The following is a 12,242-nucleotide window of genomic DNA, read 5'->3' as shown; positions in this document are numbered from 1 at the left end:
GGATTAGTTGACCACTACACAGGCCCCTTAGGTAGCACCTGAGAATTTGCCGACATCGATAGGTTGCGGAACGAATGCGGGGCCCTCCCCCGCAGCCTCCACTTCACCTTGGCAACGCCGTAACGCTCAGCCATCGGGCGACTGACCAGTTTGATGTTCTGCTGACTGAAGCGCGGGATGATGCCCACGCCGGCGTCGCAACTGGCCCAGTGCCAGGCGACGCCTTTGTCGATTTTCTCCAGACGGATAATGAATGTTCGAGGCTCATTGTGAAGCTCATACTCAATAACATAGAGTTGCTGTCCCACCACCAGAATTCCCTCCCTAGTCATGCTCTATTGAGCAAAGCGGGAAAGAAATAATTCCATCGATCTGGCAGGTGGTAAGGCATTCTGTGCATTTGGGGGTCTCGGCGTTATTTGTCCTCACTGCCTGTAAGGAATACGAACAAGGTCTCAGCGCAGGCCGTAATCCCCTCCAGAAGCACCATCTCGAAGCCATGGGTATTCTCGGTCGGTATCGCAATGCAGCCGGCCCGGGCATCGATCCCCGCACTCAATACCGCGCTTGCATCCGACGCAAAATCAACGAGCAACGCCGCCTGAGGCTCATAACCTGCCTTTCTACCAGCGGCGATCAGGCCCTGCACCACGTTGCGGCTGTAGTATCCCTTCTGGTCGCCGGTATTGATGATCGGGTTCGCCGAAAGCTCCGTGCCATACTCCTCAAGTACCGGGCCGACCTCGACGGCGATTGTGGTGTCGCCGGGCAGCCGGGAAGCTGCATACATGGCGCCGGCATTCGACTCTTCCTCCAGCGTCGTAAGCACGAACCAGACATCCTGCTTCAGTTTTTCTCGCCGCTCACTCAGCAGCTTCGCGCAGAGAATGACAGCGCTCAGCGGAGCTCGGTCGTCCAGGAAGTGAGCGGCAATACAGTCATGTACCTTGAAAGGCTTACGCCAGTGCTGACTGAGCACGACTCGAGTACCAGGCCGAACGCCCAGCTCCTGAAGTTCTGACCTGGTCTTGCGCGTGACGACGTAGACATCTTTCCACTGAACATTACCTGCCAGCACGTCTCTTCCATTCGAAGTCCGACCGCTGTTGTGCATAGAGCCGTAGGACAAAACCCCTGGCAGGATGTGTTCATCGCCTAGGATATCGACGGGACAGACGCCGAAGCTTATCGGTTGTGCGCCACCGAGAGCGAGCACCTCCAGGGTGCCGTTCTCCAGCACATTTTTGACGATCATTGCGATCTCATCGAGGTGGGCCATAACGCGTATGGCTGCCTCTGGATTGCAAGCGCGGCCTCCACGAATCACCCCTACCACATTACCGGCAGGGTCTATGTGCGTGTCATCGCAGAAATTTCGAAGCTCCCGCAGGCAAATGGCCCGCACCTCATCCTCCTGCCCGCCAGGCCCACGGGCATTGAGGAGCTCGGTCAGTAATCCCTCAATCTTCAAACTAAACCTCCATGATTCACGCGATCACGCCAGCTGGATGTACACCGAGTAGCTACCCAATAGCACCCAGAACACCAGAAAGATCCACGGCGTCCGTAGTGAGAACAGCAATGACTTTCGATGCCCTGCACGCGAGGTTTCCGCCTCACAGAACAGCGGCGACTCGTCGTAAGCCAACCCCATCAACGGCTCGCTGCGCAGCAGGTGGCTCTGCTTGAGCTGCCAGTGATAGATGATGTTGTACGCCGCCCGGATGCCAGGCCAGGCGTTGAGCGAGCTCAGTACCCCGAGCAAGGCGAGGAACGCGGGCACGATCAGGGTGAACATCTCGCCCCATCCTTGATTGAGGTTGCCCATGGAGGAGACGAAGGCGATGACCAGGAATGACTGCGCGGCCAGGTAGGCATCCGTGCGGTTCGCCAGGATACTGGTTTCGTACTGGATCTCACGCCGGTAAAAATCCAGACGCTCCTTGGGAGAGCCAAACATCCTGGCATTGTGCTCGCTGATTTCGTGCTCAGGGGTCGTTGGGGTAATGATTCGAGGCACTCGCTGCTCCGCAAATTGGGCTCCGAGCGACGAGATGAGCTTGGAGCTGAGTTCGGTAGAGCCGGCGCTGGGGCAGGGAATTCAATTGGATTGATGTCCTGCACCGCTCGTCGTACCAACCGCAGATTGAAACCAACACGCGGAGGGCAGGCCTCTCGAACCGGTATGAACGTTCTCAACAACAGGAGCTTCTACCATGCGCGACTTCCCTACCCCACCCTTCCCTTCGCAGCCTCAAAATGTCCCTGGCTCACAGCGCAAGATGGAGCCCTACCCGGATTGTGGTGAGCAGTCGTATACCGGCCACAATCGACTCGAAGGCAAGATTGCCCTCATCACCGGGGCTGACAGCGGCATCGGGCGGGCAGTAGCAATTGCCTATGCCCGTGAAGGTGCAGACGTCGCCATCGCTTATCTGAATGAGCATGAAGACGCGCAAGAAACCGCGCGCTGGGTTGAGTCTGCAGGCCGTAAATGCCTGCTGTTGCCCGGAGATCTAGCGCAGAAACAACACTGCTACGACATCGTCGAAAAGACAGTCAGCCAGTTCGGGCGTATCGACATCCTGGTCAACAACGCGGCGTTCCAGATGTCCCACGAGACCCTGGAGGAAATCGACGATGATGAATGGGTGAAGACCTTCGATACCAACATCACCGCCATCTTCCGTATTTGCCAGGCGGCCCTGCCTTCCATGCCCAAGGGCAGTTCGATCATCAATACGAGCTCGGTCAATTCCGACGATCCATCCCCCAGCCTGCTGGCCTATGCCACGACCAAAGGAGCCATTGCCAACTTCACCGCTGGCCTGGCTCAGTTGCTAGGCAAGAAAGGTATTCGGGTCAACAGCGTTGCGCCAGGGCCTATCTGGACGCCTTTGATTCCGGCAACCATGCCGGATGAGGCCGTCAAGAACTTTGGCTCTAGCTACCCGATGGGGCGCCCGGGGCAGCCGGTCGAAGTCGCGCCGATCTACGTGCTGCTGGGCTCCGACGAGGCCAGTTACATCAGTGGCTCACGTTACGCAGTGACTGGCGGTAAACCGATCCTTTAGCAACAAAAGGCTCGCCGTGCTGGCGAGCCTCTCCCTCTTTTTGCGTTGCAGTTTCAGCGTTTGTGCTGATCGTGATCACGGGCCGTTTTTTGCGCTGTCGAGTCATGAGCTGTACCCGTTGATCCGTCCGGACGATGGGCATCGTTGTCTCGCTCCTCTTCCCCATGCGGCCTCGTCTGCGCTCCAACCTGTTGCCTACCGCTCTCTTTCTTCATCTTGCTCTCCTACCTTTGCCTTTGAATAAAAGAAGCCAGTGTATGAGGCAAAGTTCAGGTCAGGTTCACTCCTCGAGATAGCCGAACATTAGATGCGATGAACTAAATACCCCAGCATCGCGTCCACCGCAAAACAAGCGAGTCTACTCTGAAATGGAAAACGACCCTGTACTGGCCGCCCTCGGCAATCTCAAAAACAACAAACTGATTTTGAGCACAGCAGAATCGTGCACTGCAGGCTGCCTTGTGGCTTTGCTGGCGGCGGTACCGGGTACCGGAGAGGTGCTGGAAAGCGGCTATGTCGTCTACTCACCCAGCGCCAAGAAGCGACTGCTGGGGGTCAACGCCGAAACCATCGAACGATACGGCCTGACCAGCGAAGCAGTAGCCTGGGAAATGGCCTTGGGCGCCTTGAGAGACAGCGATGCGAATGTGGTGATCGCCACCACCGGGGTAGCCGGGCCGGCGCCTGAGTCCGGGATACCACCGGGGACGATGTGCTTTGCGTGGGCCTTCGCCGGCGAGCCAATTGCCGTTTTCACGCGCACTCAACGCTTCTTCGGCGAGCGGTCTGAGGTCATGCGCCAAGGTGCCCTGTTCGGGTTGACCCGGCTTTCCCACTACCACCAGCGCTGGTTACGCGGTGAGCGCGCCTGAGGGTTGTGATCATGTCGGAAGATGAACTGCTATCCAGGCGTCATCCTGTTCAAGAAGACATGCCGATGCAGCAGCGTGTCTGGCGCTTCGAGCGCTTAGGGTGGTACGTGCTCGTGGCCATCGTATTGCTTGCCTTGGCAGGCCTGTTCGGTAATGGCCCATTGAGCGATGCGGAGGTGGTGAGCCAGGATGGACGGGTACGGGTTGAGTATCAGCGCCTCAGCCGAAGCGGCACGACAGACAACCTTTTCATCACCGTTCAGGGTATCCCTGGTCAGCCGGTGGAGGTACAACTCGAGGGATCGTTGCTCCGTGACGCCAGTATCGAGACTTTACAACCGGAGCCGCAACGGTCGATGTCGCATGGCCAGGCCATGCTGTTCCAATTGGGTACTAAGCAAGATGGGGTCGCCACCTTGTACCTAACCCTTCGAAGTGAGCACGTGGGCACTCTAGAGGGCAGCGTCAGGGCTGGCCCTGAAAGCGCCGTTCACTTCTCCACATTTCTTTACCCCTAGGAGTGCGTCATGGATTCATCCTCCGCGCAGCCGGGATGTACGTCGCCCTTATGCTGCTGTTTCGCGTAGCCGGGCGGCGCTCACTGGCCGACCTGACAACCTTTGACTTCGTCTTGCTGCTGATCATCGGGGAGGCCACACAGCAGGCGCTTCTGGGTGACGATTTTTCATTCACCAATGCCATGCTGGTGATTGCCACGCTGATCGTTTTGGACGTCGGCCTTTCACTCGCGAAGCTGAACTCCAAGCCCTTGGCCAGGTTACTGGATGGGCACGCCACCCTGGTCGTTGAGAATGGGCGCTTTCTGCATCACCGCATGCGTCGGGCTCGCCTCACGGAGGACGATATTCTTGAGTCAGCGCGGGACAGCCAAGGCATCGAAAATATTGAGCAGGTCAAGTTCGCTATCGTCGAACGAAATGGAAAGATTTCGATCATTCCTGTCGAGTAAGGCTCGGCGCTACTCCTCGCAGAGCCCAGGCCGTTCAGAGTGCCAATATCGCCTGGCTATGGTCTATGGTAGGTACGGGCATCAGTTCGCGCCGAGATACTAGCCAGGCCCGCATCCGCTCGGTATCAAAAATCTGACCCTCTTCCATCATCAGCAGAATGAGCGCTTGGGACATTCGGTAACAGCCGCATTGAGAACAGCGTCGCTCTTCCCAACCACCGATGCATTCGACGGACTCAGCTTGCCCGGCGCAAATCAGACAGCTCATGTAAACCCCCTTTGTTCTTGTTCCCTGCAGGGTAAATGCGAGGTCACGAAGCTCCCTTGTGTCTCGCTTTACATGAGATATACATACCAATCCTAAATTCCCTCTGTTTGCGCAGCGCTCACATAAGACGAACCAGACGCCAGATAGCCATGTCGGAATCAGAACACGTGATCTCGAAGGCATACCGATGGAAAGAGAACCAGTAGAAGCTCAACAGGGTGCGCCTCAGAGAGATGAGGGTGGATGGTTGCCCCTGGAGCAGTATGGTGCGCTCGGCGATGGGCGCTCTGTGGCACTGATTGGTCTGGACGGTTCCATCGACTGGTGGTGCGTACCCCACATGGACTCCCCACCCCTGTTCGACAAACTGCTGGCCCCGCAAACAGGCGGCTGCTTCTCCATCACCCCCAGCGAATCATTCGTTGCCGAGCGCCGTTATCTTCCTGACAGCAACGTTCTCGAAACGACGTTCATCACCGGTGATGGTCGCGCTCGACTCACAGAATCTCTGAACAGCGGCCCTGCTGGCCGGTTGCCGTGGGCCGAGTTGGCCAGGCGTATCGAGGGCGTCGAGGGACAAGTGGATTTTCAGATCGCCGTCGATTTCGGAACCCAGGCTGATACGGTCAGCCCCTACGTAGCGCCGAACGACAATGCCTGCGTCTTTCATGCTGGCCGCATACTTGGCATGTTCCTGCACGACGACCAAGTACACATCGAACGCAAGAACGACATGGGCGTGCGTGCATCCCTTACCGTTGCCGCTGGGCAGCGCTCAGTGGTCGCGATCATTGCAGGTCGAGATGAGCCGCTGGTGGTACCGCCATTAGCCTTGATCGATGAACGCATCGACGGCTCGCACCGGGAGTGGTGCCAATGGTCGAAGGGTCTGGTCTACGACGGCCCGTATCAGGCCCAGGTCATCCGAAATGCGCTGGCTCTCAAACTGCTGCTTTCCTCTCCAAGTGGTTCGATTATGGCGGCAGCGACCTCATCCCTTCCCGAGCGGATTGGCGGCAGCAAAAACTACGATTACCGCTTCGCCTGGATACGCGATGCTGGCTACACCATCGAAGCGTTTCTGGGCATCGGCGCACAGCCGGAAGCCAAGGCTGCATTTACCTGGCTACTGCGCCGGTTAGATGAACATGGGCCACGGGTGTTTTATACCCTTGATGGGGCCATTGGTGATTGCGTGCGCCAGGTTGATCTCCCTGGTTATAAAAACTCGCCTCCAGTGGTTGGCAACGACGCCCGCGACCAGCTGCAGCATGGCGTGTTCGGCGACATTTTCGAAACCGCCCGTTGCTTCATCGACAGCGGCAACATTCTCGACTCGCCGAGCGCCACAATCCTGTCCAAACTTGCCGACCAGTGCGCCGACTGCTGGAGGCAGGAAGACGCTGGCATCTGGGAGTTGCCGGAAAAACAGCATTACACGATGTCCAAAATCAGCTGCTGGCAAGCCTTGAGCCGGGCCATCGAATTGGCCGATGGCGGTCACCTTCCCACTACATGCCGGGAACGCTGGGATCGCGAGAGGCAACGGATCAAAGAGTGGATTGAGGCCAACTGTTGGAGCGAGACACACCAGGCCTACCTGTTCTACCCCGAAAGTGACCGCTTGGATGCTTCGGTAGCGCTCGCCGTCCGATTTGGTTACCCCAGCGTGGAACGGCTCCGCAGCACGCTGGAGGCTGTTCAAAATGAGCTGGGCGCCGGCGCTTTCCACTATCGCTACAGCAACGCTCAGGAGGAGGAAGGTTGCTTCCTAGCCTGCACGTTCTGGTTGATCGAATCCTGGGCAATCCTTGGCCAGGAAGAGCGAGCCGAGGCTGCCTTTTCCAAGTCACTGAAAGAGCTGTCGCGGGGGGTGGGCATCTACTCGGAGATGATCGACCCGGAGAGTGGACAGTACCTTGGCAACCTACCGCAGGGTCTGACCCACTTGGCTGCGCTTCGGGCAGCACTAGCCATCGGTGGTTGTCGCCCTGATCGGTGATGCCAACCATCCTGAGTGTTGAACCCTCCCGATTGGCAACGACTCAACCACAGGCAAGTTCTTCATTCTCTCAATCCGTGATGAGGTAACGCCATGAACGCTATCGACTTGCTGATTCAAGACCACAAGCTGGTGAAGAAACTGCTTGAAGAGCTGTCGACCAACACCGAGCGAGCAGTGAAAAAACGGGCCGATCTACTCCACAGGATCGAGCAGGAGCTGCAGATTCACACCGCGCTCGAAGAAGAAATTCTCTATCCGGCCATCAAGGAAGCGGGTGGCAAGGAAGAAGCGAAGATGTACTACGAGGCCAAGGAAGAACACCGGACTGTTGACTCCCTCGTCCTACCCGACCTCCTGCATACCGAAACCGGCACCGTCGAATTCGCCGGGCGGGTAAAGGTCATGAAAGAGTTGTTGGAGCATCACATCGAGGAAGAAGAAGGCGAGCTCTTCCCCACGGCGAAGAAGCTACTCAGCAAGGACACCCTCGAGGAGCTTGGGCAAACCATGGAAATGCAGAAAAAGATGCTCAAGGGCGAGCAGCGGGCCGCCTGATAGGCCAGTCCCTGCCAGCACTCACATGGCTGGCAGGTCTCCACATTCAAACATCGAACAACGAGTTGGGAAAGGTTTCATGGAGCATTGGATCGGATTACTGGAATGGCCAGCCATGGTGATGACCGTGCTGGCAGCATGGTGCATCGGCTCCCGCCGTCCGGGCAGAAGAAAGGTGGGCTTCTGCTGCTTCATCGCGAGCAATGTCTTGTGGGCCGTCTGGGGCTGGCAAGCAGAGGCTTGGGCCCTGATCATCCTGCAGTTCTGCCTCTGCGCCATGAATTTGCGCGGTTGGAGAAAGAACACACAACTCGAGGTATGCGGCTGAGGGAGATTGGCTGAACTGACATCGAGTGATTCCCGGCAGCAAGTTGGTACTGCTTAACCACCCACCATGCTTCCCTCCCTGGAAGCATGGGTGAGCGGATCATGCCGCTGGCTTGAGCACCACCTTCGTCCAACCATCATCCCTAGCATCGAAATGCTTGTAGGCTTCTGGGCCCTCAGCAAGCTTCAGACGATGAGAGATAATCTGGGAAGGCTTGGCACGCCCATGATGGATGAGCTCTGCAAGACGACGATTGTAGGCCTTCACGTTCGCCTGACCTGTGCGGATCTGCTGGCCCTTGAACCAGAACGCACCGAAATCGAAGGCCATCTTGCCCTCTTTCGCCAGGTCGTTCTTCGCACCAGGGTCTTCAGGCACGAACACGCCCACAACGCCAATGCCACCGGTAGCCTTGGTAGAAGCGACCAGGTTGTTCATGGTGAGGTAGTTCGCTTCATGGCCATGTTTATCGCAGCACTGATAGCCGACGCACTCGCATCCCCGGTCGGTGCCTTTGCCATGGGTCAGGTTCAATATCTATTCCACAGCCTTCTGCTCGACTGCATTGATAGGCGTTGCCCCAATCTGCGCGGCAAGCTGTAGGCGATCCGGCTGATTGTCGATCACGAACACCTGTGAGGCACCTTTGATGATCGCTGAATGCGCCGCCATTAGCCCGACAGGCCCTGCACCATAGATTGCAATGCTCTCGCCTGGCTGCAAGCCGGCCAGTTCCGTAGCATGCCAACCGGTGGGGAAAATATCTGAGAGCATGACGTAGTCATCTTCTCGTTCCTGAGCGTCCTCAGGCAGCACGAGGCAATTGAAATCTGCATACGGAACGCGGAGCAGTTCCGCCTGACCGCCTTGGTAGGGCCCCATCTCGGCAAAGCCGTAAGCGGCGCCGGCAGAACCGGGGTTGGCTGTCAGACAGAATCCCTTGAGCCCTTTTTCGCAGTTCTCACAGAACCCGCAGCCGATGTTGAACGGCAGGCAGACGCGATCACCAATTTTGACCCGGTCGACTCCGGCGCCCACCTCAATCACTTCGCCGAGGTTTTCATGTCCAAAAACTCGACCTGTCTCGAAAGACGTGCGGCCTTCGTACATGTGCAGGTCTGAGCCGCATATATTGGTTGTGGTGATCCGCACCAGTACGTCTGTGGGTTTCTCAATTTTCGCGTCCGGTACATCCTTGACCGCGACATCACGAGGGCCGTTGTACACGATGGCTTTCATGCTGAACTCCCAAAGTCAGGGGCGGTAGAAATCCGCCCTACTCTGATCAGGCGAATCGGTGAGCCGATACGTTCAGCGAGGTAAAGCTTGGGTCAGACCGGTGGCACTAAAAGCTGTCGCGCCCATACTTCTAGGAGGCACATGGTTATATGCCCGGCAACGAATGGTCAGTCGCCGATCTTGTTTCAACTTCAATGGCCGCGCCGGTCGACTCGTGTTTTCTGCCAAGACGACCAAGTCGTATCAATGCTGAATCGAGGAATTCTCTCGAGCACCATGACTTGCCCAATCGCAGACCACATAGCGACTACTTAGCGTCTGCACCACCACATAGCCTTGAATTTCTTCAGAGCTCATGATGATCGAGGTTCGAATTGGATCACCATCATCGAACCTGTTCTCACGGTCACGGAAAACGATGCCTTCCAGAAAAAGCTCACCAGTGCCGTACTCGACTGATGAGAGAAAAGCTGTGATCTCCCGACCAAAATCGATTTGCATTGCCTGTTTCACGCTGCTGGGCATCGCAGCTAAAGGTGCGTCGACGATTTTTGATGAGGAAAGCGGTGTCCTGCGTCTGACCATGTAGAACCTCATGTGTTGGCAACCACTATCTCGCAAGCTTGGCTGAGAGAAGAAGGGTCACTGTATAAGCCGGCCAGCAACAGGCGATTGAGTGTGCGCATGATAACCTCAAATCATGTTTAACCTCAGGAGCGCCCTGCTTGAGCAACCCACTCGTTTCTGGCTACTACGAAACTCTTCTGAAAGCTCCCGTCTTCTCCGCCGACCCTATCGGTATCCGGCAGAGCCAGCGCTGGCAGCTGATTGTTGATGACATTCACCACAGCAAATCCGTGAGTGATCTACGTGAGGCGCGTGGAAAAGCCGAAGGCTACATTCGAGGACTTGTAGATGCTGGACACCTCTCCCACGACCGAATCCGGGACTACACAATCTTGAGCAGCATTCACCGGCGCCGATCATTGCTCTCGGACGCTTGATCGCAGCATCGTTCATCCAGCGCACGGAAGCGTCTGGCTATGCGGTTGCAATCATCCCCGCAATAAGTGCTCGCAAGCTCGCCCTTCCCAACTCCCGCTTGAAAGACGTCAGCACAAAGCGCCCCTCTGCTGTAGTGATCACCCAGTATCGCCCTACCTTCTTTAGATGGTCGATGCTAGACGTCTGCAGGATGTGCCCGTCCGCCCTTTGATCAAACTGCCCGGGATCATTGTGACTGAAAACGATGCCCACCGCGCACTCCGAAGAAATGAAGACTTCGCTCAAGTAGGCGGTGACAGGTGGCGAGTACCTGTAAGCCATCGCTCGTAAAATTCGTTTGAGCTGAAAATCTGACGGGCTTTTGCAGTGGTACTCGATCGTGACCTCAGCTGACATAAACTCTTCCCGCACCTGCAGGCGTAACCGAGTCAAACCTCTATAGTGAAGGCCGGCGAGAAGCCTGTGCGCTCGCGTGGATAGCCTTTTGGGTTCGATACGAGCCGGCAGCCTGAAATGACCGTGTCGATTGCGTGATGAGTGTGGCCGAAGATCCAAACATCAGCCTGAGCTACCAGGTCATGCCACTGGTTGAAATACGCCGCGCCCAGATGGCCTTCATGACCATCGCCGGCGACATCCTGGATGGGGCAATGGTGGGTAATGACCACTGTCTTGCCATCGAAGTCCTTCGCCAGCTCTGTGGCCAGGAACTCACGTGTAGCAATGTTTCGGGCGATGAGATCGACTGGGCGAAGCTTGCTGTAGCCCTCCCCTATACGAATCCTCTTGAAGTCCGTCATCCACTCCGCACAGACCCTCATCGCCGCTTTGTAGTCGCCCGTGGCGGTGTAGTCCGTCCAGGCTGTCGCGACCAGAAAGCGCGTGTTACCGATGATCAAGATCTGGTTGTCCAGGACGTGCACGTGCTCTGCAGCCGCGTCACGCATTTTGGTGAGCGTCCGGTCGATGTGGCCCTTGTAGAACTCGTGATTCCCACAGACGTAGAGCACCGGGCATTCGAAGGTTTCGTTCGCCCATGTCACTCCCCTACCACGTACCGAAATGTCGCCGGCTAGCACGACCAGATCAGCATCTGTTGCAGGTGGCTGGAAGTCAACGAACTCCAGATGGAGATCTGAATAGACCGTGATTCTCATCGTGTCGCCTGGTCTCCATATCGCAAAAGGCTAATCGCCTCTCCAGAGCCTCCAACGAAGTGGAGGCCTGGCTACAAGCAATTACTTGAAGGCTTTGCTGAAGCGCTGAGAAAGCTCAGCAATTCCGATCGTCGCCCAGCTCTCCGGGTCGTTGCTCTTCCGGATGAAGTTGATCGCAAAACCAACCATCACTAGACCGGCGATGATCCCTTCCCAGAGCGCCCAGATGAAGGTGGTAGGCACCAGGTAGTCCGGATCCTCGCTTCCCGTCACCAGGTAGATCAAATATGGAGACGCGAAGCAGCCAATGACGAAGGTGAGGATCATCAAAGGAATCGCGGAAACCATGATCAAGATCGGTACCTTGAACTGAAGCTCCTTTGCCGCGATGAGCAGGCCGCTCTCACCTTTCATGGCGTAGATGGTGCCCTTATTCTGCATCTTGTCCTTCTTCTTAGTGAAAAAGCCGTACAGGGTCACGCGCTGCCCTGGCTCCATCTCTTCGTAGACCTTCCCTGGCAAAAGCAGATTCGGCAGCACTTGGCCATCGATGGTCATGTGAGCAGTTACGGTACCCTGCTCGGTAGCCGTGACATGAACCCTCTCGATCACTCCGGTGACCTGCCTGCAATCAAATTTAATCAAAATGTGCTCCTGCAATATTGAGCGCGCATTCAACCGCACCACCTGAATGGCGGCGTGCTTGAGCTGCTGAAATAGCTACGCGCGAAACGAGAAAACGGTATCTGTACGTTTCCTAAAGCCATCG

At 56.6% G+C, this 12,242-nt stretch carries 14 protein-coding genes and 1 pseudogene; 8 read left to right on the top strand and 7 right to left on the bottom strand.

Going from position 1 to position 12,242, the window contains the following annotated elements; all coding sequences use genetic code 11:
- Nucleotides 1–14: 14 nt before the first annotated feature.
- From G1E_RS08485 to G1E_RS08475, 3 genes are all read right to left on the bottom strand, one after another.
- Nucleotides 15–308 carry a DUF6555 family protein gene (locus G1E_RS08485; protein ID WP_371259910.1) on the bottom strand — a complete coding sequence of 98 codons (294 nt, stop codon included), beginning with the start codon at nucleotides 306–308 and terminating at the stop codon, nucleotides 15–17.
- Nucleotides 309–415: 107 nt separating this feature from the next.
- Nucleotides 416–1,471, bottom strand: a complete 1,056-nt coding sequence (locus G1E_RS08480) for a peptidase M42 (protein ID WP_009684119.1) — start codon at nucleotides 1,469–1,471, stop codon at nucleotides 416–418.
- Between the two features lie 24 nt (nucleotides 1,472–1,495).
- Nucleotides 1,496–2,020, bottom strand: a complete 525-nt coding sequence (locus tag G1E_RS08475; RefSeq protein ID WP_009684118.1) for a hypothetical protein — start codon at nucleotides 2,018–2,020, stop codon at nucleotides 1,496–1,498.
- A gap of 196 nt (nucleotides 2,021–2,216) precedes the next feature.
- Here G1E_RS08475 and G1E_RS08470 point away from each other — a divergent pair, with 196 nt between their 5' ends.
- The 7 genes from G1E_RS08470 (at nucleotide 2,217) to G1E_RS08440 (ending at nucleotide 8,072) form a co-directional block, all read left to right on the top strand.
- Nucleotides 2,217–3,074 (top strand): SDR family oxidoreductase, encoded by an 858-nt coding sequence (locus G1E_RS08470; protein WP_009684117.1) that lies wholly within the window; start codon nucleotides 2,217–2,219, stop codon nucleotides 3,072–3,074.
- 368 nt (nucleotides 3,075–3,442) lie between these two features.
- Nucleotides 3,443–3,946, top strand: a complete 504-nt coding sequence (locus G1E_RS08465; protein ID WP_009684116.1) for a CinA family protein — start codon at nucleotides 3,443–3,445, stop codon at nucleotides 3,944–3,946.
- An 11-nt stretch (nucleotides 3,947–3,957) separates the two neighbouring features.
- Nucleotides 3,958–4,464 (top strand): hypothetical protein, encoded by a 507-nt coding sequence (locus G1E_RS08460; RefSeq protein WP_033690632.1) that lies wholly within the window; start codon nucleotides 3,958–3,960, stop codon nucleotides 4,462–4,464.
- Nucleotides 4,465–4,514: 50 nt separating this feature from the next.
- Nucleotides 4,515–4,916 (top strand): DUF421 domain-containing protein, encoded by a 402-nt coding sequence (locus tag G1E_RS08455; protein WP_256220437.1) that lies wholly within the window; start codon nucleotides 4,515–4,517, stop codon nucleotides 4,914–4,916.
- A 515-nt stretch (nucleotides 4,917–5,431) separates the two neighbouring features.
- On the top strand, nucleotides 5,432–7,186 hold the full coding sequence (locus G1E_RS08450) for a glycoside hydrolase family 15 protein (protein WP_009684111.1): 1,755 nt from the start codon (nucleotides 5,432–5,434) through the stop codon (nucleotides 7,184–7,186).
- A gap of 93 nt (nucleotides 7,187–7,279) precedes the next feature.
- Nucleotides 7,280–7,744 carry a hemerythrin domain-containing protein gene (locus G1E_RS08445; protein ID WP_009684110.1) on the top strand — a complete coding sequence of 155 codons (465 nt, stop codon included), beginning with the start codon at nucleotides 7,280–7,282 and terminating at the stop codon, nucleotides 7,742–7,744.
- Nucleotides 7,745–7,823: 79 nt separating this feature from the next.
- Nucleotides 7,824–8,072 (top strand): hypothetical protein, encoded by a 249-nt coding sequence (locus G1E_RS08440; protein WP_033690626.1) that lies wholly within the window; start codon nucleotides 7,824–7,826, stop codon nucleotides 8,070–8,072.
- Nucleotides 8,073–8,171: 99 nt separating this feature from the next.
- Here G1E_RS08440 and G1E_RS08435 read toward each other — a convergent pair.
- Together G1E_RS08435 and G1E_RS08430 are read right to left on the bottom strand one after the other, a co-directional pair.
- A pseudogene (locus tag G1E_RS08435) lies at nucleotides 8,172–9,311 on the bottom strand (glutathione-independent formaldehyde dehydrogenase).
- 243 nt (nucleotides 9,312–9,554) lie between these two features.
- Complete coding sequence (locus tag G1E_RS08430; protein WP_052960504.1) at nucleotides 9,555–9,896, bottom strand: hypothetical protein; 342 nt, start codon at nucleotides 9,894–9,896, stop codon at nucleotides 9,555–9,557.
- A gap of 140 nt (nucleotides 9,897–10,036) precedes the next feature.
- Here G1E_RS08430 and G1E_RS08425 point away from each other — a divergent pair, with 140 nt between their 5' ends.
- Nucleotides 10,037–10,315 (top strand): hypothetical protein, encoded by a 279-nt coding sequence (locus G1E_RS08425; protein ID WP_009684107.1) that lies wholly within the window; start codon nucleotides 10,037–10,039, stop codon nucleotides 10,313–10,315.
- Between the two features lie 429 nt (nucleotides 10,316–10,744).
- Here G1E_RS08425 and G1E_RS08415 read toward each other — a convergent pair whose 3' ends face one another.
- Both G1E_RS08415 and G1E_RS08410 read right to left on the bottom strand, forming a co-directional pair.
- Entirely contained in the window at nucleotides 10,745–11,473 is a 729-nt protein-coding gene (locus tag G1E_RS08415; RefSeq protein WP_009684105.1) for a metallophosphoesterase, read from the bottom strand.
- A gap of 81 nt (nucleotides 11,474–11,554) precedes the next feature.
- Nucleotides 11,555–12,118, bottom strand: a complete 564-nt coding sequence (locus G1E_RS08410) for a hypothetical protein (protein WP_157050331.1) — start codon at nucleotides 12,116–12,118, stop codon at nucleotides 11,555–11,557.
- Between the last annotated feature and the right edge of the window lie 124 nt (nucleotides 12,119–12,242).

The organism is Pseudomonas sp. TJI-51, from assembly GCF_000190455.2.
Classification (GTDB): domain Bacteria; phylum Pseudomonadota; class Gammaproteobacteria; order Pseudomonadales; family Pseudomonadaceae; genus Aquipseudomonas; species Aquipseudomonas juntendi.
This window is presented reverse-complemented; position numbering and strand designations above follow the sequence as displayed.